This is a genomic window from Mangrovihabitans endophyticus, assembly GCF_014646155.1.
Classification (GTDB): Bacteria; Actinomycetota; Actinomycetes; order Mycobacteriales; family Micromonosporaceae; genus Actinoplanes; species Actinoplanes endophyticus.
Map to the genome: position 1 here is coordinate 20267 of NZ_BMMX01000044.1, position 24873 is coordinate 45139.

Annotated in this window: 27 protein-coding genes; 10 read left to right on the plus strand and 17 right to left on the minus strand. The window is 68.8% G+C overall.

The features are described 5' to 3' along the window. Nucleotides 1-254 (plus strand): RICIN domain-containing protein (locus IEY73_RS28160; protein WP_189082361.1); only part of this gene is annotated, 254 nt, incomplete at its 5' end. 4 nt (nt 255-258) lie between these two features. Here IEY73_RS28160 and yicI read toward each other — a convergent pair. From yicI to IEY73_RS28185, 5 genes are all read right to left on the minus strand, one after another. Then, nucleotides 259-2517 (minus strand): alpha-xylosidase, encoded by a 2259-nt coding sequence (yicI, locus tag IEY73_RS28165; protein ID WP_189082362.1) that lies wholly within the window; start codon nt 2515-2517, stop codon nt 259-261. Nucleotides 2518-2550: 33 nt separating this feature from the next. Next, the gene (locus IEY73_RS28170; RefSeq protein ID WP_189082363.1) at nt 2551-3435 is read right to left on the minus strand and encodes a carbohydrate ABC transporter permease; all 885 of its coding nucleotides are present in this window, start codon (nt 3433-3435) and stop codon (nt 2551-2553) included. A 2-nt stretch (nt 3436-3437) separates the two neighbouring features. After that, nucleotides 3438-4334, minus strand: coding sequence for a carbohydrate ABC transporter permease (locus tag IEY73_RS28175; protein WP_189082364.1), 897 nt, complete (start codon nt 4332-4334; stop codon nt 3438-3440). Next, entirely contained in the window at nt 4331-5635 is a 1305-nt protein-coding gene (locus IEY73_RS28180; protein WP_189082365.1) for an ABC transporter substrate-binding protein, read from the minus strand. Before IEY73_RS28180 ends, IEY73_RS28175 begins: the two co-directional genes overlap by 4 nt. Before the next feature lie 165 nt (nt 5636-5800). After that, nucleotides 5801-6859, minus strand: a complete 1059-nt coding sequence (locus IEY73_RS28185) for a LacI family DNA-binding transcriptional regulator (RefSeq protein WP_444543386.1) — start codon at nt 6857-6859, stop codon at nt 5801-5803. 694 nt (nt 6860-7553) lie between these two features. Here IEY73_RS28185 and IEY73_RS28190 point away from each other — a divergent pair. Next, a complete protein-coding gene (locus IEY73_RS28190) occupies nt 7554-8105 on the plus strand; it encodes a hypothetical protein (RefSeq protein ID WP_189082366.1) in 552 nt (183 codons plus the stop codon). Between the two features lie 18 nt (nt 8106-8123). Here the strand turns inward: IEY73_RS28190 and IEY73_RS28195 are convergent, their stop codons facing one another. From IEY73_RS28195 to IEY73_RS28205, 3 genes are all read right to left on the minus strand, one after another. Next, entirely contained in the window at nt 8124-8738 is a 615-nt protein-coding gene (locus IEY73_RS28195; protein WP_189082367.1) for a GNAT family N-acetyltransferase, read from the minus strand. 54 nt (nt 8739-8792) lie between these two features. Further along, nucleotides 8793-10331: an APC family permease gene (locus tag IEY73_RS28200; protein WP_189082368.1), complete on the minus strand. Its 1539-nt coding sequence runs from the start codon at nt 10329-10331 to the stop codon at nt 8793-8795. Nucleotides 10332-10393: 62 nt separating this feature from the next. Then, nucleotides 10394-11035 carry a GOLPH3/VPS74 family protein gene (locus IEY73_RS28205; RefSeq protein WP_189082369.1) on the minus strand — a complete coding sequence of 214 codons (642 nt, stop codon included), beginning with the start codon at nt 11033-11035 and terminating at the stop codon, nt 10394-10396. A gap of 198 nt (nt 11036-11233) precedes the next feature. On the opposite strand from IEY73_RS28205, the gene IEY73_RS28210 reads away from it, so the two are divergent. The 3 genes from IEY73_RS28210 to IEY73_RS28220 all read left to right on the plus strand — a co-directional run bounded on the left by IEY73_RS28210 (nt 11234) and on the right by IEY73_RS28220 (nt 13994). Continuing rightward, entirely contained in the window at nt 11234-12082 is an 849-nt protein-coding gene (locus tag IEY73_RS28210; RefSeq protein WP_189082370.1) for a helix-turn-helix domain-containing protein, read from the plus strand. Nucleotides 12083-12120: 38 nt separating this feature from the next. Beyond that, a complete protein-coding gene (locus IEY73_RS28215; protein WP_189082384.1) occupies nt 12121-12336 on the plus strand; it encodes a DUF397 domain-containing protein in 216 nt (71 codons plus the stop codon). A gap of 170 nt (nt 12337-12506) precedes the next feature. After that, nucleotides 12507-13994, plus strand: a complete 1488-nt coding sequence (locus IEY73_RS28220) for a serine/threonine-protein kinase (RefSeq protein ID WP_229716229.1) — start codon at nt 12507-12509, stop codon at nt 13992-13994. Between the two features lie 77 nt (nt 13995-14071). Here IEY73_RS28220 and IEY73_RS28225 read toward each other — a convergent pair whose 3' ends face one another. From IEY73_RS28225 to IEY73_RS28235, 3 genes are all read right to left on the minus strand, one after another. Then, on the minus strand, nt 14072-14611 hold the full coding sequence (locus IEY73_RS28225) for a hypothetical protein (protein ID WP_189082371.1): 540 nt from the start codon (nt 14609-14611) through the stop codon (nt 14072-14074). Nucleotides 14612-14725: 114 nt separating this feature from the next. Next, complete coding sequence (locus IEY73_RS28230; protein WP_189082386.1) at nt 14726-15298, minus strand: RNA polymerase sigma factor; 573 nt, start codon at nt 15296-15298, stop codon at nt 14726-14728. 45 nt (nt 15299-15343) lie between these two features. Beyond that, nucleotides 15344-16186: an NAD(P)-dependent oxidoreductase gene (locus IEY73_RS28235; protein ID WP_189082372.1), complete on the minus strand. Its 843-nt coding sequence runs from the start codon at nt 16184-16186 to the stop codon at nt 15344-15346. 89 nt (nt 16187-16275) lie between these two features. Here IEY73_RS28235 and IEY73_RS28240 point away from each other — a divergent pair, with 89 nt between their 5' ends. Then, entirely contained in the window at nt 16276-16695 is a 420-nt protein-coding gene (locus IEY73_RS28240) for a YunG family protein (RefSeq protein ID WP_189082373.1), read from the plus strand. A gap of 5 nt (nt 16696-16700) precedes the next feature. On the opposite strand, the gene IEY73_RS28245 is transcribed toward IEY73_RS28240, so the two are convergent. Beyond that, nucleotides 16701-17063, minus strand: a complete 363-nt coding sequence (locus tag IEY73_RS28245; RefSeq protein WP_189082374.1) for a DUF1330 domain-containing protein — start codon at nt 17061-17063, stop codon at nt 16701-16703. 60 nt (nt 17064-17123) lie between these two features. Then, nucleotides 17124-17312, minus strand: coding sequence for a hypothetical protein (locus IEY73_RS28250; protein ID WP_189082375.1), 189 nt, complete (start codon nt 17310-17312; stop codon nt 17124-17126). 263 nt (nt 17313-17575) lie between these two features. Here IEY73_RS28250 and IEY73_RS28255 point away from each other — a divergent pair, with 263 nt between their 5' ends. Continuing rightward, entirely contained in the window at nt 17576-18214 is a 639-nt protein-coding gene (locus tag IEY73_RS28255; protein ID WP_229716230.1) for a hypothetical protein, read from the plus strand. Then, nucleotides 18199-18852, plus strand: a complete 654-nt coding sequence (locus IEY73_RS28260) for an adenylate kinase family protein (protein ID WP_189082376.1) — start codon at nt 18199-18201, stop codon at nt 18850-18852. The genes IEY73_RS28255 and IEY73_RS28260 overlap by 16 nt, the downstream gene beginning before the upstream one ends. Nucleotides 18853-18868: 16 nt before the next feature. On the opposite strand, the gene IEY73_RS28265 is transcribed toward IEY73_RS28260, so the two are convergent. Both IEY73_RS28265 and IEY73_RS28270 read right to left on the minus strand, forming a co-directional pair. Next, the gene (locus IEY73_RS28265) at nt 18869-19615 is read right to left on the minus strand and encodes a DivIVA domain-containing protein (protein WP_189082377.1); all 747 of its coding nucleotides are present in this window, start codon (nt 19613-19615) and stop codon (nt 18869-18871) included. Between the two features lie 39 nt (nt 19616-19654). Then, the gene (locus IEY73_RS28270) at nt 19655-20434 is read right to left on the minus strand and encodes a polyphosphate kinase 2 family protein (RefSeq protein WP_189082378.1); all 780 of its coding nucleotides are present in this window, start codon (nt 20432-20434) and stop codon (nt 19655-19657) included. Nucleotides 20435-20495: 61 nt separating this feature from the next. On the opposite strand from IEY73_RS28270, the gene tyrS reads away from it, so the two are divergent. Next, nucleotides 20496-21749, plus strand: a complete 1254-nt coding sequence (tyrS, locus tag IEY73_RS28275) for a tyrosine--tRNA ligase (RefSeq protein WP_229716231.1) — start codon at nt 20496-20498, stop codon at nt 21747-21749. Nucleotides 21750-21907: 158 nt separating this feature from the next. Here the strand turns inward: tyrS and IEY73_RS28280 are convergent, their stop codons facing one another. After that, the gene (locus tag IEY73_RS28280; RefSeq protein ID WP_189082380.1) at nt 21908-22546 is read right to left on the minus strand and encodes a class I SAM-dependent methyltransferase; all 639 of its coding nucleotides are present in this window, start codon (nt 22544-22546) and stop codon (nt 21908-21910) included. Next, nucleotides 22543-23514, minus strand: a complete 972-nt coding sequence (locus IEY73_RS28285) for an NAD(P)/FAD-dependent oxidoreductase (protein WP_373292891.1) — start codon at nt 23512-23514, stop codon at nt 22543-22545. Before IEY73_RS28285 ends, IEY73_RS28280 begins: the two co-directional genes overlap by 4 nt. Nucleotides 23515-23624: 110 nt before the next feature. On the opposite strand from IEY73_RS28285, the gene IEY73_RS28290 reads away from it, so the two are divergent. After that, complete coding sequence (locus tag IEY73_RS28290) at nt 23625-24248, plus strand: helix-turn-helix domain-containing protein (RefSeq protein ID WP_189082389.1); 624 nt, start codon at nt 23625-23627, stop codon at nt 24246-24248. Nucleotides 24249-24873 lie beyond the last annotated feature (625 nt).

Sequence of the window (24873 nt, forward strand, 5' to 3'; positions counted from 1 at the left end):
GCGGCAAGGCCCTGGACGTGCGCGACGTCTCCACCGCCAACGGCGCCGCCATCCAGCAATGGGACTACACCGGCGGCACCAACCAGCAGTGGCAGGTGGTCGCCGCCGGTGACGGCGCCTATCGGATCACGGCCCGGCACAGCGGCAAGGCCCTGGACGTGCGCGACGTCTCCACCGCCAACGGCGCCGCCATCCAGCAATGGGACTACACCGGCGGCGCCAACCAGCAGTGGACCCTGACCGGGACGCAGTAACCCCTCACCCGTCCCAGCGCACCTCGCAGACGGACTGGTCGGCGGCGACATCGACGGGCTCGCCGCCGGCCACGAGGACCCGCCAGCTCAACGCCGCGCCGTCCCGCTCCACCCGTACGGAAGCGCCGCGACGCCGTACGCGGAAGACGGTCGCCGTGCCGGATGCGAGCCCGGGGACGGTGACCGTCGTGGTCCCCTCCGCGGGCTCGTGCAGGCACAGCGTGACCCCGTCGCGGTAGTCGTAGTCCGGGCGGTCGTCGCGTGTCCCGGTGGCGATCACCGCGCCCGGCCGGACCAGCAGCGGCACGCTGTCGAACCCGTGCCTCTCGCGCACCCAGCGCGGGCCCTCCACGATGTCGCCGGAGCCGAACCGTGTCCACCGCCCGTCCGGCACGTAGTAGCTGACGTCACCGTCCACGGTGAACACCGGCGCCACCAACAGGTCGCCGCCGAGCAGGTACTGACGGTCCAGGTGGGTGCACGCCGGGTCGTCCGGGAAGGCGAACGGCATCGGCCGCATCATCGGTAGACCCTCGGTATGGGCGCGCCACGCGGCGGCGTACAGGTACGGCATCAGCCGATGCTTGAGCCTGGTGAACGAGCGGAGCACCTGCACCGACTCGTCGTCGAACAGCCACGGCACGCGATACGTCTGGTTGCCGTGCAGCCGGCTGTGCGAGGACAGCAGGCCGAACGGGATCCAGCGCTTGAACACCGCCGGATCCGGCCGTCCCTCGAAACCGCCGATGTCGTGGCTCCAGAACCCGAACCCGGAACTGGCCAGGGACAGCCCACCGCGCAGCGACTCGGCCATCGACGCGAACGTCGCCGAGCTGTCCCCGCCCCAGTGCACCGGGAACTGCTGCCCGCCCACCGTCGCCGAGCGCGCGTAGACCACCGCGTCGCCCACGCCGCGCTGCTGCACCAGAACGTCGAAGACCGTCTTGTTGTAGAGCTGGGTGTAGTAGTTGTGCATCCGTTCCGGGTCCGATCCGTCATGCCAGACCACCTCGGTCGGGATGCGCTCGCCGAAATCCGATTTGAACGCGTCGACGCCCATCTCCAGCAGCGCGCGCAGCTTGCCCGCGTACCAGGCCGCGGCGTCCGGATTGGTGAAGTCGACCAGCGCCATGCCGGCTTGCCAGCGGTCCCATTGCCACACGTCGCCGTCCGGTTTGCGGACCAGGAAACCGCGGGCCATGCCCTCGGCGAACATCGCGGACCGCTGCGCGATGTACGGGTTGATCCAGACGCAGGTGCGCAGGCCCCGGTCGGAGAGTCGCTTGAGCATCGCGGCCGGGTCCGGGAAGATCCGCGCGTCCCACTCGAAGTCGCACCAGGAGAACTCGCGCATCCAGAAGGTGTCGAAGTGGAAGACGCTCAACGGGATGTCCCGTTCGGCCATGCCGTCCACGAACGAGGTCACCGTCTCCTCGTCGTACGAAGTGGTGAAGGACGTGGTCAGCCACAGGCCGAAGGACCAGGCCGGCGGACGCGCCGGACGGCCGGTCAGGGCGGTGTATTTGCGCAGCACGTCGGCCGGTGTGGGCCCGTAGATCACCAGATAGGACATCGACTGCCCGGCGACGCTGAACTGGGTGCGGGACACCACTTCGGACCCGACTTCGAAGGACACCCGGCCCGGGTGATCGACGAGCACGCCGTACCCGCGGTTGGTCACAAAGAACGGGACGTTCTTGTACGCCTGTTCGCTGCTGGTGCCGCCGTCGGCGTTCCAGATGTCGACGCTCTGGCCGTTCTTCACCAGCGGGCCGAAGCGTTCGCCCAGCCCGTACACCGCCTCCCCGACATCGAGGTCGAGCTGTTCATGCACGTAGTGGCTGCCGTCCGCGCCGTCCACGATGCCGATGCCCTTGCGCCCGCTGCCGGTGATCCGCCGCCCGTCGGCGAAGAACCCCAGGTCCCAGGCGTCGCCGTCGGCGAAGCGGGCGGTCAGCGCGCCGGAGGTGAGGGACCGCTCGTCCACCACCGGCTGCACCTGCGCGCGAGCCAGCGAGAATTCCGGCGTACGCGGGCGGACGCCTTGGAAGTGCGCGACGGTCACCCGGATGACGTCGGGCATCGGCGTGGTGCAGGTGATCGTGATGACCGGTGCGTCCAACGTGTCGCCGCGTCCCTGCACGCGCCGGGCGGTGGCGTACACGGTCAGCCGGTCCGGTCCCGCGACGCTGTCCTGCAACTGCACCGGGTGCAACACGGTGAGGCCGTCGCGCTTACGCCAGTAGCCGTCGGTGAATTTCACGCAGGTGTCCTTTGCTTCTTGGCGCCGGCGGCGCTACTTGATGGCGCCGGCCGTGACGCCGCGGGTGAGGGTGCGCTGGAAGAGCAGGAAGAACAACATCGCCGGGAGGATGCCGACGAGAGCCGAGGCGCTGGTCGTGGTGGCGTCCATCATGCGATCGCCCTGGAGCACGCCGAGCGCCACCGGAACCGTCTGATGATCGGCGGAGACCAGGAAGATCAGCGGCAGGAAGAACTCGTTCCAGGTCCAGATGAAGAAGAAGGTCACCAGCACGGCCAGGGTCGGCCGACTGACCGGCACCACTACCCGCCACAGGGTGCGCCAGCGGCCCGCGCCGTCGACCGCGGCGGCGTCCAGCAGTTCGGACGGGAACTCGGCGTAGACCGAGGACAGCAGGTACGTCCCGAACGCGCTCTGCACGACGGTGAAGATGATGACGATCGAGATCAGGCTGTCATAGAGGTGCAGGCTCTTGGACAGGTAGTACAGCGGGTACGCCAGCACCTCCTGCGGCAGCACGTTGGCGATCAGGAAGAAGACCAGGAACCAGAGCCGGCCCTTGATCCGGCCGATGCCCAGCGCGTACGCGTTGAGCACGGACAGTGCCACGCCGAGCACCGCCACCAAGGCGCTGGTCAGGAAGCTGTTCCACAGTTTCCGGCCGAAATCCACCCGGTTCCAGAAGTCCACGATGCCCGACCAGTGCAGCGTTTGCGGCAACGACAGCGGACCGTGTGCGGCGTAGTCCGCCGGGCTCTTGACCGCGTTCAGCGCCACCACCAGCAACGGCGCGACCACGAGCAGGAGCAGCACCAGCAGGGCGATCAGCACGACCAGACGCAGTCGCGACCGGTGCCGTTCGGGCGGCGCGGCGTGGTCGGCACGAGCCGGCGTCCGCGAGACGGTGGTGGTCGTCATGGTCACCCTCCGATGCGCTGGTCACGGTTCTGGATGCGCAAGAACACGAACGCCAGCACGACGATGATCACGGTGAGCATGGTGGAGATCGCCGACCCGTACCCGACACGCGCCTTCTCGAAGAAGTTCTGATAGGCGAAGTACGACGGCACGAGCGTGGCGTTGCTCGGGCCGCCCCGGGTCAGCACGAAGATCTGGCCGAAGATCTTCAACGCGGCGATCGTCGTGGTCACCAGCACCACGTAGAACTCCGGACGGATCAGGTACACGGTGATCCGCCGGAAACGCTGCCACCATCCGGCGCCGTCCATGTCGGCCGCCTCGTACAGTTCCGGGTCGATGCGCTGCAGTCCGGCCATGAACATCACCACCGGATAGCCGAGCTGGAACCAGATCATCACGGCCATGACGCTGGGCAGGGCGTACTTCGGGTCGCCGAGCCAATTGCGGCCCAGCGACCCGAGGCCGACCGATTCCAGGATCTGGTTCAGCGCGCCGTAGCTGGGGTGCAGGATCCAGCTCCAGACGATGCCGGTCACCGCCACCGGCAACACCTGCGGCACGTAGAACCCGGAACGGAAGAACCCCGCCCAGCGGTCGCCGAACGCCTTCGCCACGTAATCGAACAGGACGGCGGCCAGCACCAGCCCGGCGAGCGTGGGTATCACCGCCATCGCCACGATCAGCAGCAGGATGTGACCGAAGGAGGCCCAGAAGTTCGCGTCCTGGAACAGCCGGGTGTAGTTGTCGACGCCGATCCACTCGGGGGTGCCGATGCCGGTCCAGCGCGTGAAGCTGATCCCGACGGTCATCACCAGCGGCACGACGATCACCGCCAGCGAGGCGATGACCCCCGGGATCAGGAACACGGCATAGCCGCGGTTCCGCGAACTGTTCATCGTCCCAGGTCAGCCAGGTTGTCCTGGTACGGTCCGGCGATCTCGTCGAGCATCGCCGACGGCGTCTTCGACCCGTTGATCAAGCCCTGCACGGCACCGACCAGCACGTCGTAGTAGCCCGGCGCCGGCCAGTCGGGATAAAACGCCAGTCCGTCGCTGGACGAGATGGTGTTGAAGTTGTCGATCAGTTCCTTGTTCTTCGCGTCGGTGATCTTCGCGGTGTCCGCCGCCACCGGCACGCCGCCGTTGTTGCCGAGCAGGTCCTGAATCTCCGGCTTCATGGTGATGTCGATGAAGTCGTACGCGAGGCTCTTGGCCTTGCTCTTCGTCGGTACGACCCAGAGGTTCCCGCTCGATCCGGGATGCAACTGGTTGCCGGGGAACAGGAAGGTGCCCCAGTCGAAGTCCTTGATCTCGTTGGCGAACCGGCCGTACCACCAGCTACCGGAGATCATGATGGGGAACTTGCCCCGCTCGAAGGCCACGCCCATGTCCTCGGCCTTGATGCCGGCCGAGTTCTTGGCGATGTATCCCTTGGACACCCAATCGGCGAAGGTCTGCGCCCCGTACGTGAACTCCGGGCCGTGGAAGTCCACCTTGCCCTGATAGAGCTGATAGTTGTTGACGAAGGCGCGATTGGCCTTGGCCAGGGCGAGCTCATAGAAGATCTGCTGAGCGGGGTACTCGGCGCCGCCGACGGACAGCGGCGTGACGCCGTTGCGCACGAAGGTGTCCATCGCGGCGGTGAACTGGTCGAGGGTGGTCGGCACCGCCACGTGGTACTTGGCGAACATGTCCTTGTTGTAATAGACCATGACATATTCGCCGTAGTTGGGAATGCCGTAGATCTTGCCGCTACCCATCACGCCGTCGCCGTCATACTTCGCCGTGGTCTGCAAGCTGGTGCTCAGCGCGTCGGTCCACCCACGCTTGCCGGCCTCGTCGGTCAGGTCGGTCAGCAGACCCTGCTTGGAGAGCAGGCCCGCGGTGGCGTTGCCCTTGTTGTACTCCATGATGTCCGGCGCGCTGTCCGAGTTGAGGATCATGCCGGCGTTCTGCTGGATCTGTTCGAAGCTCTTCTCCTCGAACTTCACCGTGACGCCCGGATGGGCCGCCTTGAACTCCTCGATGGCCTTGTTCCAGGCGATGCCCATCGCGCTGGTGGGACCCTCGTAGTGCCAGAGGGTGAGGGTCGTGGCGTCACTGCCGTCGGAGCCGGAATCGCCGCAGCCGGCCAGGCCGAGTGATGCGACCAGCAGCGCCGCCGCAGCGGCGGCGACGCTGGTTCGTGATCGGAACATGCCGTCCTCCCGGGACATGAGGCGTCGCCGGATCCGAACGTCGTCGAAGCGTTTCGACGACGTCTCGCCGGATATCCGCAGCGACCGGGCCCCAACGGCGGGGTGTCAGTCGAAGCGCTTCGACGACGGGTGTGGGCCGACGCTATGGAATCGCCTTCCCGGATGTCAACAGTGTGACGAGGAGATTTCCGAACCCGCGCCCGGCCGCCCGCAGCTATCCCGCTCCACCAGCGTCGGAGGCAGCAGCGTGGTCTCCGCCACCGACCGTCCGTCGAGCAGACCCATCGCCGCCTCGACGGCCATCGTGCCGACCTCGTGCGCCGGGATGTCGACCGACGTCAGCCGCACGGGCATGCCCACCGCCACATCCCGCGGACAGACCGCCACCACCGAGAGGTCCTGCGGGACCCGGCGCCCGTCGGCGCGCAGGTCCGCCAGCAGCGGCAACAGGGCCTCCTCGTTGTGCACCACCAGCGCCGTGGCACCCGGGAGGTCGGCGTCGATGCGCGCGAGGCAGTCCCGCACGCCGGCGGCGCTGGGCTCGCACGGATGAGCGACCGTGCGGAGCGACAGTTCGGCGGAGACCTCCGTGAAGCCCGACAGGAAGCGGCCGGCATAGCCGGTGCCCCGCTGGTAGACCGCCGGCGACGGGCCGACCAGGGCGACCTGCCGATGACCATGCCCATGCAGATGCCGCAGGGCTTGCGCACCCGCGCCCGCGAAGTCCAAATCGACGCAGGTGATCCCCGGCGCGCCGTCCGGGAGGCCGATCAGCACCGACGGTTGGCGCAACCCGCGCAGTGCGGGTAGCCGAAGATCGTCGCGTTCCACATCCATCACGATCAGCGCGTCGACCATCGTGCTGTGTGCGACGCGTTCCAGCCCGGCGGTGCCCTCATCCTTGGTCAGCAGCAGGACGTCATGGTTGTGGGCACGCGCCGCGGTGACCACGGCGGTCACGAACTGCATGATGACCGGGACGTTGACGTCCACCCGCAGCGGCACGACGAGCGCGAGCACGTTGGTCCGGCTGCTGGCGAGGGCACGGGCGCCGGCATGCGGATGAAAACCCAACTCGGCGATGGCCGCCTGCACCCGGGCCCGGGTCTGGGCGGAGATGGGCCGCCGGCCACTGAGAACGTACGAGACCGTGCTCGGCGAGACGCCCGCAGCACGGGCGACGTCGCTGATCGTCGGCACCGCGCCTCCCGGATCGTTGGTCACCGAGATCCTACTGAGCCCCACCCAGCCCCCACCCCACCCACCCAGCCCCCAACCCCGCACACCCCGCACACCCCGCACACGGCGATCTTGAAGTTTGGGGGCCCGGTATGCCATGCCATATCCGACTTGCCGGACCGGAAACCTCAAGATCGACGGATCGTCGCGCCGTCGCGCCCGCACGAGGGGCGGGCAGGGCGGGGCGAGGGAGCCGAGGCGGGGCAGGGCGGGGTGGGCGAGGGAGCCGGGGCGGGGTGGGCGAGGGAGCCGGGGCGGGGTGGGGCGGGGAGGGAGCGGGGCGAGGCGGGGTGGGCGAAAGGGGGGCCGTGGGGGTTATGGGGTGGTTTGGGATGGTTCTGAAGAATGGAGTGGCGACGGAATCGTTCCGCCAAGCGGAAATCGTCGCGTGTTCGGGCGTTCTCCGAGGGGCCACGACCGTGAGGCCAAGACGAAAAGGCTACGACTCGGAGGCTACAACAAATAGGCAGGTCAACCAGCAACAGTGCACCGTGCGAATGACAAGATGCGCAGGCGGGGCACGCCGGAACAGCGCCGCCAAGAATTGGCACGCTTGAATTAGCAAACACTCATTGTGGTGGTTGCATTGCTCTTCGTATTCTGTTGGTCAACGATCATCGATCGCCATGATTACGATGATGCGGAACAGCCTGGCGGGGCTCCGCAGGGGGAGCAGGGCATGCTTGTCAAAGTTCTCGATCAGATCACCGACGAAGATCTACACCGGGATCTCTGGAAGCTCTATGAAGACTCCTTCCAGGACCTCCGGACACTCGCGGTGCAGCGGCACCTTCTGTACCGCTCCGAGTTCGACGAGGTGATGCGCGACAGCCGTGTGGACAAGTACCTCGCTTTCGACGACGAAGGCGCCTTGTGCGGAGTCGCCACGTACACCAACGACCTAGGCGCGGTGCCGTTGATCGCGCCCGAATACTTCGAGCATCATTGGCCGGACCACTACGCGGGGCGGAGAATCTGGTACATCGGGTTCGTCGCGGTCAGCCCGCATGCGCAGGGACGCCAGGCCTTCGCGCAACTGGTCGAGCAGATGTACCTCGTGGCGGCAACGCAGAACGGTTTGGTCGGTCTGGACATCTGCAGCTACAACGACGATGTCCGGCACATGTCCCGGGTGTTCCGGCTGATGATCAGCCGGGTCTCCGACAACATGCGGTTCACCAGGATCGACCAGCAGTCCTACTGGTTGTACGAGTTCTCCGCTGCCGCGTAGTGCCCGGTCCGGGAATCATCACACCATAGGCAACCTCCACATGGCCCAGAGCGGTGGTCCGTCGGGCAGTTCGATCACGGACCGGACCTGGTATCCGTGTCGGAGGTAGAGGTCACGGTTGCGTGGGTCGTTGGCCTCGAGATATGCCGGGATGCCGGCACGGTCGAGCCGGGCATGGTGGCGATCCAGCAACGCGCTGCCAATGCCCCGGCTCTGACTGTCCGGATGCACGGCGAGAAGCGCCAGATAATGGTGCGGTTCGAGCGGGTGGCATTCCTCGGTCGCCATGTCCAGTTGCAGGCAACGCTCGAAGCTGGTGCCGGCCACTTCCTTGAGCCGGCGCTCGTAGTCCGCCGGCGCCGGAAGCACCGAGGTGAACGGGAACCACAGGGCGACACCGGTGAGGCGTCCGCTGTCCGCGTCGGCGGTGGCGTAAACCTCGCCGAACCGCACCGCGTGCTCCACGAAGATCTCGAAGTAGCGCGGCGAGTCGCGATAGCGTACGACCGCGTCCTCCTGCATCCACCGCGCCACGGCGCCGTCCCACATCGCGGTGGATACCAGCTCGGTGATCTCCGCGGTGTCGACCGGCGCGACATCTCGGATCACCAGCTCCTGGATGGCGTACGTCATCGGTGTCCTTCCTTGCGACGTGACTTGACGTGTGCGAGTCCGGCAGGGCGGACGTCAGGACCAATAGCTTCGTGCGCCGACCGGCTCATCGCGCAACGCGGGCGGGAAGGGCTCCTCGTCATCCCGGAAGAAGCCGACTCCGCGGTCGGCGCCGCGCCCGATCGCCATGTAGACCTCGGGACGCGCGGAACGCATGTACAGCGCCCACCCGAACCCGATGGCCGCCACGGCGGCGTAGGCCACCGGAATCAGCCACTGGAACGGGGAGTTCCCGGGCACCTGGAGCAGCTCGCCGAAGCCGATCACGGTCGCCGCCAGCACCACGGACAGCAGAAGGAAGGCCAGGAAGGGTGCGACATAGGCCCGCCACACATGTTCCTCCCGCCGGTTGCGGACGAAGAACGCGATGACCGCCGCGGACGCCGCCCACATGAGGATCAGCACCCCGAGGCCGCCGATCGTGGTCAGCCAGGCGAACACGAACACCAGCGGTTCGGCGTTGGCGGCGAAGTACGCGCTCAGCACGATCACGGCGAGCAGGCTCTGGGTGAGGGAACCGAGCAGCGGTGCACCGGTGCGCGGATGGGTGCGTCCCCACGCCCCCGGGAGCACACCCTCGCGGCCGAGGGCGAACTGGTATCGGGCGACCGCGGCGTGGAAGGCGAGCAGCGCGGCGAAGACGCTTGTCATGAACAGCACGTAGCCGACGTCCACGAACGCCCGCGGCAGGTGCGGGGAGACCAGCGCGAAGACCAGGTCGGTCTGGTGCTCGGCGGCCACCGCGGCGATCTTGTCCGGGCCGGTGCTCACCGACATCGCCCACGCGGACGCCGCGCACAACGTGCCGGCCAGCAGCACCGCCCAGTGCGTGGCACGGGCGATCGTCTTCTTCGGATCCTTGGCTTCCTCGGAGAGCACCACGGTGGCCTCGAAGCCGACGAACCCGGCGATCGCCAGCACCAGCAGCGAACCCACCACGGGGGTCAACAGCGGCGCCGGGTTGAAGGTCGCGAAGCTGACCGTGCCGTCCGCCGGGTGCGCCACCATCACCAGGTCGTAGATGAGCACGATGCTGATCTCCGCGACCAGGAGCACGGCCAGCACCCGGCCACTCAGGTCCACCCAGAGAAGGCCGAGCACGGCGACCGCGAACCACGCGCCGATGGCGCACGTGTACCACGAGACGTGCACGCCGAGTTGGGCGAGGATCCCGGAGGCAGCCGAGCCGAACAGGCCGAACAGGCCGATCTGCATCAGCGAGTAGGCCGGCAGCGCCACGAACGCGGCACCGACGCCCGTCACCCGGCCCAGGCCGTGACTGATGTACGAATAGAAGGCGCCCGAGTTCACGATGTGCCGGCTCATCGCCACGAATCCGACCGTGAACAGGGACAGGATGCCGGCCACCACCAGGTAGGCGATCGGCACGGCGGTGCTGCCGATGATCGCGTAGATGGCCGAGATGGCGCCGATGATCACGGTGAGGGGCGCGGCGCCTGCCACACCGAAGAACACCACGGACGGGACGCCGAGCCGATTCTTAGCCAGCGCCCGCGCGATGATGTCCGGCTCCACGGGGTCCTTGCGCGCCATCAACAGCCTCCCGGCCCATTGATCGAAGTTGTTGTGCCGGAGGTGATGGCGCCCGACGGCGCTCACCTGCGGCCGACAGTGAGAACCGAGCCCACGCAGGCTTCGGTGTGTTTGATGAGATCGCGGAGATCTCCCGGCAACGAGTCCACAGCGCCGGGCAGCGAGTGAAACGCGTGCCGGTGGATGTCGAAGTCGTACAGCACGTGCCGGATCAGTCCGGTGGCCACCACCAGGCCGACCAGCACGCGATCGCCGACGCTCAGGTCGATGCCGCGCACCAGCAGATTGGCCAGCCGGGCCGGCGCCCATGCGGCGGCGTTTCGCTGCTCGGCGTTGTTGGGCATGTAGAGGGTCTGAGTGCTACCGAGCATCCGTCGGCGGGTCACCGGTTCCACGGCACCCAGCCGCATGAGCCGCTCCCCCACGCGGATCGCCGCGTCCTGCGACAGGAACGACAGCCAGGTGCGCACATCGCGGTGCCGCGACTGGGCGATCAGCAGGTCGAGGATGTCATGGGTGAGGGCATCGGACGGCGGATGCCGATCGATGATGATCAGATCACCGTCCATGATGCCGATCCGTCCTTCAAGGATCAGCTCACCGATCAGGGCGGCAGCCAGACCGAGGCCGGTCGCCCGCGGATGCAGCCTGGACCTGCCCGTGCGGTCCTCGTGCGCGATCAGGAAGTACTGGTCAGCCAACACGCCGCCACGCCCCTTAGACACAAGCGTTTGTTGATCACTTTGGGTGCAGGATGTCTAACTCGATGTCCGCAGCATCATGTACCCAACTTCAAGGTCAATACAAGAAGTACTAGCCTTCTTATCTAGGACTTGCGGCCAAGTTGGATCAAGAATCCCAGGGTCGTAGGATCGGTTTACCGAGGGACCGAGGGAGTCCACGTGTCCATTGATGAGGGTCCTACGCTGCGGCGTCGCCGTCTTGGCAGCGAGTTGAAGCGCTGCCGCGAGGCCGCTGGATTGACTCAAGAGAATGTGTCGCGGCATTTCGAGTGGCATGCAGCGAAGGTCACTCGGATCGAGACGGCCCGGGTTGCGGTGACCCCGCGAGACGTTAAAGACCTGCTCAGCCTGTACGGCGTGCGTGATCAGACATACCGCGATGCGCTCGTGGAACTGGCCCGCCTGTCCCGGCAGCGAACATGGTGGACCGATTACCGCGACATCATGCGACCGGGGAACTTCGTCGGGCTGGAGGCCGAGGCGTCCTCGATGCGCACCTGGGAGCCGATCGTCCTACCCGGACTGTTGCAGATCGAGCCCTACATGCGCGCATTGATGCAGACGGGACGGCCCGACGACCCTGCTCAGAACATCGATCGCCGGATCACCCTGCGCCTCAAGCGGCAGGCCCGGCTGACCGGTGAGCGCCCCTTGCGACTCTTCGCCATTGTGGACGAATCCGCCGTACGCCGCGGAATCGGCGGCCATGAAGTCATGAGCGAGCAGTTGCGGTATCTAATCGAGAGGTCTCAATTACCGAATGTAACCATCCAGGTCCTCCCGTTCAGCGCCGGCTCCCACCCGTTCCTCGGCGGCCCAGCAGCGCTTTTGGAGTTCCAGGAGACCACCCATTTGGATGTTGCTTACCTCGAAGGTCTTGCGGGAGACTACTACGAAGAGCAACCAACTGAGGTTGCTCGTTACCGACAAGAGTTCGAGCAGTTGAGCGCGATGGCTCTCGACGAGCGCAACACCGTGAAGTTGATTGAGAGTCTGCTCTCCGGCTGAGGACTCCGACAATCGCATAGCGAAGGGGGGTGCTTGCATTGCTCGCGCAACATCTCAGCAATGCTGACTGGAAGAAGGCCAGTCGCAGCAACGGGAACGGCGGCAACAACTGTGTCGAGGTTGCCTTCCTCGACACGGGCGTCGCCGTCCGCGATAGCAAGAACCGGTCCGGACCAGCTCTCATGTTCACGTCGGCGGAGTGGACCGCCTTCGTGGACTCGACCAAGGACGGCGAGTTCGACATCGCTTCCTGATCGGCGAGCCTACCGATAAGCACGCACCGATGGGAAGTGCCTACGCAAAGTCAATTCCTCGGTGCACAGAGAGTGCCGCAACGTCCCGTCAGGGGCGTTGCGGCCCCGTAACCCGGAGCACGCCCCTCGGGCGCGGCACCGTCGTCGGCGACGTCACCAGACCGTGAACCATGGCGGGTACGGTGCAGATCGTGCAGCCGCCCCTCGGTGGACGACCCGGTGACCTTCCGCCTGCCGACATGCCGCCTGCCGATGCTCGGCCCGGCGAGGTCGGCCCCGGCCAGGTCGGCCGTCATCGGATCGACCGTCTCCTCGGCGCCGGCGCGTTCGCCTCCGTCTGGCTGGGATTCGACACCGAGCTGCAGGATCGGGTCGCGATCAAGGTGCTGGCCGACAACTGGGCCACCGACCTGCGCATCCGCGAACGCTTCCGGTTGGAGGCGCGCCTCCTGCGGCAAGTGGACAGTCCCCGCTCGATACGCGTGCACACGGTGGGCAGCCTGCCGGACGGGCGCCCGTACATCGTCATGGAGTGGGCGGCCGGTGGCAGCCTGCGCGACCTGCTGGACCGCGAGCCGGTGCCGGCCGACGCGGCGCTGCGCATCCTCCGGGAGGTGACCGCGTCGGTCGCCGAGCTGCATGCCCGCGGCATCGTGCATCGCGATCTCACTCCGGGAAACGTGCTGCTGTGCACCCCCGCGCATCCACCACCGGACGAGGGCGACCCGCCGACGGAGGGCGACGCCGCGCCAGCATCGCCCGCCTCGTTGCGGTCCTGGGCGACCGGGCGGATCGTCGTCGCGGATCTCGGGCTGGCGAAGGCCCTCGCGGTCGCATCCGGCCTCACCGTCCGCGCGGGCACGCCCGGATACATGGCACCCGAGCAGGACGATTCGATGTCCATGGTGGACGAGCGTGCCGACGTCTACGGATTGGGCCGGCTCGGCCAGCGTCTGCTGCGCGACGGCGGCATCTCGGCGGCGGTGGCGGCGGTGCTCGACCGCGCCACCGAGCGAAAGCCCGCCGCGCGCTATCGCGACGCCGCGGCATTCGGGCGCGCGTTGCGGGAGGCTGCCGACCACGAGCCCGCGCGCCGGGGCGCACGCGTCGCCCGTACCGCACTCGTGCTCACGTTGACCGGCGCCGTCGCCGCGGCCACGATCGGCATCGGCGTGTGGTGGCGGGAGCGCCCCGCGGCGGAGGCCACCGACACCACCGGGCGGATCTCGGTGCGCCTGCCATCCGGGTGGCAGGCACGCGGTTCCGGCTGGGCGGGGCGGCCCGGCAACGACGGCCGGCTGGCGCCCGCCCTGGTGATCGCCCCCGATCCGCGCCGCTGGGTGACCGACGCCGACATGCCGGGTGCCTTCATCGGGCTCTCCGACACGCCGCCCGCGGGCGGAACAGCCGGCTTCCTCTCCGAGCGTACGCATCCGCAGTGCCACGCCGATCCGATGCGCACCACTCACCGGGGCGGTGTGGAGTGGACGGTCGCACGCTACTCCGCCTGCCCCGCCGGCAAGCCGCAGATCGTGGAGGCAGCCGGGCTGCTGCCGGGTGGATCCACTGTGGCCTATGCCCAGGTCACCCCGCGCCCCGGGGACGGGGCCGACGTCGTGGACGACCTCCTCGGCAGGCTCACGCTCCGCACCCCGTAGGCGGAGCTGCTCGTAGGCAGAGCTGCCCCGTGAGCGGAGCGGCCCCGTGAGCGGAGCGGCCCCGTAGGCGGAGCGTCTCAGTCGACCGCCACCACCTCAATGGTGTGCGACGACGGTTTGGTGATGGTGACGGCCACCGTGCCCGCGTGCACCATCTGACAGTCGTCGATGCCCGCCTCCCAGGTGCAGACCGCGACGTCGGACTGTGACGTGCTCACCTCATCCGGACCGATGTTGCGGATCCGCAGCTTGCCGCCCACGGTCAGGCACAGCGATCGCGGCCGGTCGGCGGAGTCGGCGCCGTCGATCTCGTACACCACCGGGCCCAGGCAAGCAGGCGTGGTCTGCGTCGCCGAGGAGGTGGCAGGAGTGGCGGCGCTGGTCGCGGTGCCCTGTGGACGCGTCGTCGCCGGTGGTGGGACTGTCCGCTGGGGACGGGTGGCCTGCGGCGCGGGGGTCGGCGGCGCGCTGCCGAGCGCCTGCGACGCGGCCGGACCGGATCCCTGCGGCGTGGACGCAGCGGGGGTGGCGCGCTGGCCGGCGATGGGTGCGACCGGCTCCTCGCTGCAACCGGCGACGAACGCCAGCACGAGAAGGGGACCGAGAACGACACGCACGAACAGACCTCCTAGCGACAAGTGTTCCTGCCTGCTTGGTCCGTCCCCGGCGCACCGTCGTTTGGTCCCATCGAGGCCCGTGTCGCGCACCAGGCCAGCCGCGGAAGGACCGGGTCAGCCGCGGAAGGACCGGCCGCCGAGCAGCTCGCGCAGCCGCAGCCGCCCGTCACGCACCCGAGTCTTGGCGGTGCCCTCCGGGATGCCCAGCGACTCGGAGATCTCCCGGTAGCTCACCTCAAGCACGTCGCGCAAGGTCACCGCCTCGGCGAGCAGCGGACTGATCGCGGCCAGCGCCTCCAGCAGGTCGATCCGGGTGCCGGCCACGACGCTGGTGCGGCGCGGATCGGCGGGCTCGGGCAGCGTGGCCCCGGACAGCTCACGGGAGCGGCGACGCAAGACGTCGTACGTGGAACGGGACCGGTTGGCGGCGATCCGGTAATACCACGTCCGCAGCGAGGACCGCCCGGCGAAGCCGCCGATGCCGCGGGCCACCGCCATCAGGGTGTCCTGGCATGCCTCCTCGGCATCCTGCCGGCAGGGCAGGAAACGGCCGCAGACGCGCAGCACGTCCGGCTGGATCGCGGCGAGAAGGCGCTCCAACGCTGCCGAGTCACCGGCAGCCGCGGCACGGGCGAGCTGCTCGACCGTCCCTCCCGCGGCGGTCCCCGCCGTCCCTTCGGAAAGCATCACGATCGCGAGCGTATCGATCCGAGCCAAGCCCGGCGGGTCCGCTCAGTTGCGGAACGCCTCGGCCACCGCGGCCATGTCCGCACCGCCGTGCCCGGACGCCGACGCCTGCGCGTACAGGTCCTTCACCGCGGACAGCAGCTCCGGCGGGAAACCAGACCGCTCGGCGGCGTCCACCATCAACTGAACGTCCTTGACCACCCCGTCGACCGCGAACGACGTCTGGTAGTCGCCGGCCAGGATGGCCTTCCCCTTGAGCTGCGCGTACGGCGCACCGATCGGCCCGCCGTCGATCGCGTCCAGGAAAAGCCGCGGATCCACGCCGAGCGCCCGCGCGAACTGCACCGACTGCGCCGTGCCAGCCATGATCAGAGCCACCCACGAGTTGCAGACGAGCTTAAGGGCGCTGGCCTGCCCCACCGTGTCGCCGACGATCAGGGTGCGCGAGCCGATCGCCTCGAACACCGGCTTGCAGTGGTCGAGCAGGCCGGAATCGCCGGAGGCCAACACCACCAGGGCGCCGTCCTCGGCGGGCTTCTTGGTGCCCAGCACCGGCGCGTCGACAATCGCGGTGACCCCGTCGGCGACCGCGGCGACACCCTCCAGGCCCAGCGTCCCGGCCTGGATCCACACCGCGCCGGGCGCGAGCGCCCCGGTCAGCTCCGCCTTCACCGCCAGCGTGGCGTCGGCATCGAACAGCATGGTGATCACCGCATCGGCGCCACGCACGGCGTCCGTCACCGTGGGTGCCGCGACGACGCCCTCGGTGGCGAGTTCCCGCGACTTCGACGCCGTACGATTCCAGACCGCCACCTCGTGCCCGGCCCGCCGCAGCGAGCGGACCATTCCCGCGCCCATCACACCGGCGCCCAGCACAGCAGTACGCATCACACGGTCCCTTCTCACATGCCTGTCAGCGTTCCTACCCCGCTGGGCGGAGGCAACACCGTGTCACACCTCGCAGCAATACTGCGGGCATGATGCCGTGGAGCCTGCACGACCTGGACCGTGCGCTACGAGCGAGTTGGGCCGCCGACACCTGCTCGCCGGATGACGTGGAGCGGGCCGGGTGGCACGCCGACAATCCGGCGTGGGGGCACTGCGACATCACGGCCCTGCTGCTGCGCGACGTCCTCGGCGGCGAGCTGATGGTCGGCGAGGTGCACCTGGACGGCGTACCGCGTGGCTTCCATCTGTGGAACCGGCTGGACAGCGGTGTGGAAATCGACGTCACCCGAGAGCAGTTCCGGCTGGGCGAGACGATCACGGCCGCCCGGGTCCTGCACGTGCCGGAGGGCACCCGGCCCCGGCGACGCCATGCGGAATACCTGATGTTGCGAGAGCGGGTCGCGGCCCACCTCGGCACCCTGCCCGGCCCGGCCTGGGAAGCGGGCTGAGCCCATCACCACGGGCGGGTGGGCTGCAACACCGCCTCGCTCAGCGCCTTCGACCTCAGGTGGGAGATCTGCTGGTATTCCGGGTCCGCCACCATCGCGGAGAACGCCCGCCGGTTCGGGTAACGCACGAGCAGCACCGCATCCCACTGCTGGCCCGGCTCCGCCACCAGCGCCGGCGCACCGTCACCGGCATAGACCACCTCGACGCCGTACCGCGCGGTGATGGTCTCCCGGAACGCGCTCGCATACTGCTGATACAGCTCCCGGCCGCCCTCGGCGAAGCGCAACAGGTTCAACATCACCACGGGCGCGTCGGGTTCGGCGTCGAAGAACGCCTTCAGCTCGGCCCCGCTCGGGTCCACCGCCATGCGACCTCCCCTGGTCCTGGCCGGGGCGCGCCCGAGGCGTGTCCCAGCCCCGGACATGCGTCACTCCCATAATTGCACAGCCAATGCAAAATCCGGAGCCACCCCCGCCTCCCCGCATCCTGGGCCGCCCGCCTCCCAGGCCACCGCCTCCCAGGCCACCGCCTCCCAGGCCACCGCCTCCCAGGCCACCGCCTCCAGGCCGCCGCCTCCCAGGCCACCCGCCTCCCGGGCCGCCCTCTCCCGTGCCACCCGCCTCCCGGGCCGCCGCCTCCCGTGCCACCCCGCCTCCCGGGCCGCCGATCTTGGACTTTCTGTGCCTGATTTGCACCACTAAAAGCGACTTGACGGACCAGAATCTCCAAGATCGCGCCAATCGGGGGGCGGGCGGGGCGGGGCGGGGCGGGGCGGGGCGAGCGGGGCGGGGCGGGGCGAGCGGGGGGAGCGGGGGCCGGGCGCGGGGCGGGGCGGGTGGCGGTGCGGGCTTTTGTGGATCACCGCGTTACGGTGGGCCCATGGAACGGGACGTTACGGTCGGTTTCAGGGGCAAACACGGGGTGATGGTCGGTTTTGGCGGCAAGCAGGCGTGGCTTGCCGTCCGCGACGTCGCCCCGGCGCAGATCATCGAGGCGTTGGGGCTGCGCGAACTCGGCGAGGCGCCCTGGCGTGACGGCATCGACCTCGCCCACCTCACCGACGACCGGGTCGCGGTCACCCCGGCCCTGCCCGGCGCGCGCGGGACGTCCTGGGTGCTGGTGGTCGGCCGCTGGCTGCTGCGTCCCGGCACCACCGTCGACGTGACCGGACTCTCCGGCCGGCTGCGTACCGAGGTGCAGTTCTTCGCGACCCACCGGGTCACCGAGTCGCACCGCTGGCAGCGGGCTGTGCGCGGGGAACCGGTGCGGGCTTTCGGCTACGTTGGGCAGACCGGCGCCGTGACCTCCTGGCACGGTGATCCGGACCCGGCCGAGCGCGCCGCGGGCCTGCCCGCCGCGCTCGACGACGACACCACGATCCTGGTGTCCGAAAAGGACGTGCTGGCTGTCGCCGATGCCTGGAGCGTGGATCCCGCCGCGCTCACCGGGCGGCCCGCGCCGGGCCCGCTGCGGATCGGCGCCGCCGACGACAGGGAGACAGCATGCGCAAGTACGTGATCATGGGCGTGCAGGGCAGCGGCAAGGGCACGCAGAGCGAGCTTCTCTGCACCGAGCTGGACATGGTGCACATCAGTGTGGGTGACATGTTCCGCTGGCACGTGCAGAACCACACCAAACTCGGCGCCCAGGTCCGGCGCGTGATGGCCGCCGGTGAGCTGGTCGGCGACGACCTCGTGCAGGCGACCGTGCGCGAGCGCCTCGACCAGCACGACTGGAACTACGGCTTCGTCGTCGACGGGTTCCCCCGCAACCGCCGCCAGGCCGAGTTCTTCATGGAGAAGTACGACATCGACGGCGTCATCCACCTGGAGATCCCCGACGAGGAGGTGCGCCGCCGGGTGCTCAGCCGCCGGCTGTGCCCGAACTGCGGGATGGACTACAACCTCATCGCGGACCGTCCCCGCGAACGCGGCCGGTGCGACATCTGCGGCCACGAACTGGTCACCCGGCCGGACGACACCCCGGAAGCCCTGAACGCGCGGCTGCGCGACTACCACGAGAAGACGCGGCCGTTGCTGGAGCTGTTCCGCCGCAAGGAGATCGTGCACGACGTGGACGCCACGCCGTCGCCCGATCAGGTCCAGTCGGCCATCCGCGACGTGCTGGGGCTGCCGCCCCACAAGCCCGGGGAGTGAGCCGGGGCCGGTCCGCTCACCACTCCCGGACGCCCGCGGGCGCCACGTACGGCGGGGGCAGCGGCGGCATCAGCGGGGTGCCCAGGTCCGGCATGCGCTTCTCGGCGTCCGCGCGCAGCAGGCTGAAATAGTCCTGCCCGAACGCCGTCAGCTCCTTGACCTGACGTTGCAGCGCCAGTTGTTCGTCGCGGATGCGCGCCAGCGCGTCGTCGTGCCGCTGCTGGGCGTCCTCCACCGTCGAGAGCGCCTTGGCCTCCGCCTCACCCAGCACCTGCTCCGAGCGCGTGCGGGCCTCCGAGAGCACCTGCTCGGAGGTGCGGCGGGCGTCCTCGAAATGCTGGTCGGCGGTGCGCTGCGCCATCGCCAGCATCCGCGCGCCGGAACCGTCGGACTCCGCCCGCCGGCCGGCCGGCGCCGCCTGCGCCTGAGACTGCGCCCACTCCAGCTCCGACTGCAGGTCGCGGACCCGGCGCTCGGCCTCGTCCTGCGCGTCCCGCAGATCCCGGATGCGCGCCCGGATCCCCTGGATCTCGGAGAGCAGCGTGGCCGGCGCCGACCCGTAGCCCGATCCGGCGTCCGAGCCGTAGTCGGCATCGCCGTGGCGCGCGCGGCCCCGCAGCCGGAGGTTGTCCTCCAGCAACTGGCCCAGTTCGCGCTCCACCTCGGTGAGGAAGGCGTCGACTTCGTCCTCGTCGTAGCCCCGCATGCCCACCGACGGTTTGCGGAAAGACACGTTGCGCACGTCGTCTGGCGTGAGTGACACAGCAACTCCTGGGTGATCCGTCAGAGACTGCAGCGAAGATTACTCCCCACCGGCCATCGAGTCTGCGACCTGCAGGTCGTAACCGCGCCGATGAAGCTCACTTTCCACGGATTCGCACACCTGTTCCAGCACCGTCACCCGGGCATGGCGCTTGTCGTCGCCGGCCACCACGTGCCAGGGGGAGTGCGGCCGGTCGGTGCGCTCCAGCATCTCCTCGACGGCTTCCTCGTACGCGTCGCGCTTGCCGCGATTGCGCCAGTCCTCGTCGGTCAGCTTCCACGCCCGCAACGGGTCGCCGGCACGGTCCTGGAACCGGCGGAGCTGCTCCTGCGGCGAGACGTGCATCCAGAACTTGATCAAGATCATGCCCTCCGCGGTCAGGGTCCGCTCGAACTCGACGATCTCGTCGTACGCGCGGCGCCACTGCTCCGTCGTGGCGAAACCCTCCACGCGTTCCACCAGCACCCGCCCGTACCAGGAACGGTCCAGCACGGTCATGCCGCCCCAGCCGGGCAGCACCTTCCAGAAGCGTTGCAGGAAATGGTGACGCTTCTCGTCGTACGTGGGCGCGGCGAACTGCGACACCCGTACGTGCCGCGGATCGAGCTGGGTGACCAGGCGCTTGATCGCCCCGCCCTTGCCGGAGGCGTCCCAGCCCTCGAACAACACGCACAGCGGCGGCCCGATCTGGTGATCGCCGAGCTGACCGCCGAGCAGCAGCCGCAGCCGCAACAGCCGCGTCTGCGCCGCCTCCAGGCGGGCCAGGCTCTTCTTCTTCGACATGGTGACCGACAGGTCGGCCTCGGACAGCCTCGTCATGCGCCCAGCCTCGCAGAATCCCGGTGACGGCACCCGCCGCTCGTGCGCGACAATTCCCCTCGTGACTCTCGTTGACGACTTGCAATGGCGCGGACTCATCCAGGACTCGACCGACCCGGCGGCGCTGCGGACGGCGCTCGACGGCGGGCCGATGACCTTCTACGTGGGATTCGACCCCACCGCCGCCTCGTTGCACGTCGGTCACCTCATGCAGGTGATGACCGCGCGCCGGCTCCAGCTCGCCGGGCACCGGCCGCTGCTGCTGGTGGGCGGCGCCACCGGTCAGATCGGGGATCCGCGCGAAGCCAGCGAGCGCAGCCTCAACCCGCCGGAGGTGGTGGCGCAGTGGCAGCAGCGCATCCGCGACCAGCTCTCGCCGTTCGTCACCTACGCCGGTGACAACGCCGCCACGCTGGTGAACAACCTGGACTGGACCGGTCCGATGTCGGTGATCGAGTTCCTGCGCGATGTCGGCAAGCACTTCCCGGTCAACAAGATGCTGGCCCGTGACGTGGTGCGCAACCGGCTGGAGAGCGGCATCAGCTTCACCGAGTTCAGCTACCAGTTGTTGCAGGCCAACGACTTCTACGAGCTGCACCGGCGGCACGGGTGCATGCTGCAGTTCGGTGGGTCCGACCAATGGGGCAACATCACCGCCGGGGTGGACTTCGTGCGCCGCCGCGGCGCCGGACCGGTGCACGCTTTCGTCACCCCGCTGGTGCTCAAGGCGGACGGGACCAAGTTCGGCAAGACCGAGAGCGGCGCCGTCTGGCTTGACCCGCAGATGACCTCGCCGTACGCCTTCTACCAGTTCTGGATCAACTCCGACGATCGGGACGTGGCGCAGTACCTGCGCTACTTCAGCGTCAAGCCCCGTGCGGAACTGGAGGAACTGGAGAAGGCCACCGCCGAACGCCCGCAGGCCAGACTCGCGCAGCGCGCCCTTGCCGAGGAGCTCACCGCGCTGGTGCACGGCGAGAGCCAGGCGAGCCAGGCGGTGGCGGCGAGCCAGGCGTTGTTCGGGCGCGGCTCGCTGGACGAGCTCAACGCGGATACCTTGCGCGCGGCGCTGGCCGAGGCGGGCTTGCTTCAGGTACGCGACCAGCTCCCGCCCCTGGGCACACTGCTGCGGGAGTCGGGCTTGGTGGCGAGCGCGAACGAGGCCCGGCGCACGATCAAGGAGGGCGGGGCGTACCTGAACAACGAGCGCATCACCGACGGCGAAGCGGTGGCGCCGACGTCGGCGTTGTTGCACGGCCGGTTCCTGGTGCTGCGCCGGGGCAAGCGCACCTTCGCGGGCGTGGAACTGCTCTGAGCGCCGGGGCGGGGATCGTGGCTGGAGCGCGATCACCTGTCGATGGTGGGATCGGCGTCGCCGACCGCGGGCGGGTTGATGCTCATGGAATTCCTTCGTGAGGGCAGGGGTCAGCGCGCCGGGAGCCGACCGGCTCCCGGCGTTGTCGGACGTGGGAGTTAGCGGCGGCTGGCTCTGACGACGACGTCGTGGACGGCGACAGGGCGGCCGCCGGGGCCGACCAGGCTTCGGTGCGATTCCTCGGCGGTCACGATGGTCCACACGTTCGGATCGAGGCGGGCCGTGATGTCGGTGGCCGTCGCCGAGGCCGCAGCGGGTGGCTCGGTCCCGCCGTGTCCGTGTCCGGAGGCGGCGTGGTGGTCGTGGTGGAGGTGGCCGACGATGAGGAGCGTGCCCTGAGGGGCGACCCACGACGCGATGCGCTGGTAAAAGTCGAGCTGAGGCATCGCGGGATGCGCATAGTGAGTGGTGACCAGGTCGTAGCGGGCGTCCGGCTCCCACGTCGACAGGTCTGCCTCGACCCAGTCCACCTTCGCGTCGACGCCAAAGGCGGTGGCGCGCTCGGCCGCGTGGGTGAGCGCTGCGGCGGCGATGTCGGCGGCGGTGACCTGCCAGCCGCGGGTGGCGAGCCAGATCGCCTCGGCTCCGGCACCGCAGCCCGCTTCCAGGGCTGTACCGGGTGCCAGGCCGCTGACCTCGCACACCAGATGCGGGTTGGGTTGTCCGGCAGCCATGGCCGGGCCCCGGTCGCTCTGCCAGATCTGGTCCCAGTACGGCTTGTCGAACGCGTGCGTCATCGGACGTCTCCCTCTCTGCCGGCCGTGGTGGCGCGTGCTGCCATGGCCCGGTCCAGGTCTTCCCTGCTCAAGTCGGCGTTGATGTGCTGGCCGGCCCTGGCTCCCTCGGCGATGGCCCCGCTGACCTGCGCGGAGATGTCGGAGGCGTTACCGGCGGCCCAGACGCCCGGGATCGCGGTCTTGCCGAACGCGTCGGACTCGATGAACGCTCCGGCCGGGTGCAGGACCGGCTCGATGCCGAGCCTCGCGAAGGGTGCGGTGCGGGCGACCATTCGTGTGGCCACGACGACGGCGTCGACCGCGACGACCTGCCCGTCGTCCAGCCGCACACCGCTGACCCGGTCGCCGGTCGTCTCCAGGCGTGAGATGCCGCCGTCGACCACCGCGATGTCGAGCGCCTCCAGTTCTGCGTGCTGCTGCGGTTCGAGCTGATGGCCGCCGGCGAACAGCACCACGTCGGCGCTCCATTGCCGGAACATCAACGCCTTGTGCACCGCCATCGGCTCGGTGACCAGAACGCCGATCCTGCGGTCACGGACCTCCCAGCCGTGGCAGTACGGACAGTGCAGGACGCCGTGTCCCCACTGCTCGCGCACTCCGGGAATGTCCGGCAGCTCATCGACGAGACCGGTGGCGATCAGCAGCCGGCGACCCTGCAGGACCGTGCCGTCGCGCAGCACGACGAGGAACCCGGACGAGGTGCAGGAGACGTCGACCACCTCACCCGCGACGATCTCGCCGCCATACCCGAGGACGTCCTCGCGCCCGCGGGCCAGCAACTCCGAGGGCTTGATCCCCTCCAAGGCCAGCAGCCCGTGTACGCCGTCAGCCGGGGCGTTCCTTGGTTCACCCGTGTCGACCACGGTCACCGTGCGCCGTGCCCGCGTCAACATCACGGCGGCGCTGAGCCCGGCCGCGCCGCCTCCCACGACCATCACATCGCGGATTTCACGTGCCTGACCTGCCACTGGCCGACCTCCCGTCACGAGCACAGCTACCTTTCGGCACCTGGCTCATTGAGCATGCCGACCGGCCGGGACAGTTGGCAAAGACTTTTGCCAAATGGAAAAATGGCGGCGTGGCAGACCCGACCAAACACACCCTCGACGCCGTCGGACCGCGGCTCAAGCAGCTCCGCCAACGACGCGATCTCACCCTCAGCGACCTCGCCGAGCAAACCGGCATCTCGATCAGCACACTGTCCCGGCTCGAAGCCGGCCAGCGCCTACCCACCCTCGAACAGTTGCTACCACTGGCCCGTGCGCACGGTGTCACCCTCGACGAACTCGTCGACGCGCCACAGACCGGCGACCCCCGCATCAACATGCGCCCCATACCCACCACCGACGGCAGGACGATCGTGCCCTTGACCCGCCGCCCCGGCGGCATCCAGGCCTACAAGTTCATCCTGCCCGCCGGACGTGACGAGGAACCCCGCCTGCGCACCCACGAAGGCTACGACTGGGCCTTCGTCCTCAGCGGCAGACTCCGCCTTGTCCTCGGACAGCACGACCTCATCCTCGGACCCGGCGAAGCCGCCGAGTTCGACACCCGTACCCCTCACTGGTTCGGGGCCACCAGCGCGGGACCCGTAGAGTTCCTCAGCCTCGTCGGCAAACAGGGCGAACGCGCACACGTCCGCACAGCCGCGCCGCGGCACCATGACGATGAAATACCGCCCGACGCCCTCGATCACGATTAGAGACGGTCCGGGCGTGCACGCGGCGAGCGTCCTGGGCTGACCTGTCAACGGTGTCGATGAAACAGCCTCGCCGGCCCGGCAGCCGTCTCAGGGCGCTCCCGGAGGGTGTGATCGAGGTCAACCCGGCGCGGTTTGACGCCGCAGGCGGGCGCAACGTAGCTTTCTCTCCGGCCCGGGAACGGACGGCGACGTCTGGCCCGGGTTCGGAGAATCGTCGGCGTTGCGTCGGCGCCCGACCGGTCCGCCGGTGGGCGCGGGGTGACGGCGAGGGTGCCGGGCGGTGCGGACCGCAGCGGGGGTTGACCCCCGATTTGGAGCCGCGGAGCCGACCGGGTAAGGTTCTTCGAGCTGGCAGGGAAACGGACGAGGTTCAGTTCGACTCGCGAGCGGAGCGATCCGCAGCGCAGCGACCGGAGCGGCCGTCCTGCCAAATCCCACCAAAATGGACGTGGTGATGTGCCGCGTGCTTGTGGTGGGGGTTCTGCGAAAACGATTCGCGGATTCGGGAAACCCCGGATTTGACGAGGAAAAGCAGCAGGACTAAATTAGAGCGAGTGCCCCGCTGGTGGCCAGGGTTTGGTTCTGGTTGTTGGTGGTGTGTGGTTGTTCTTTGAGAACTCAACAG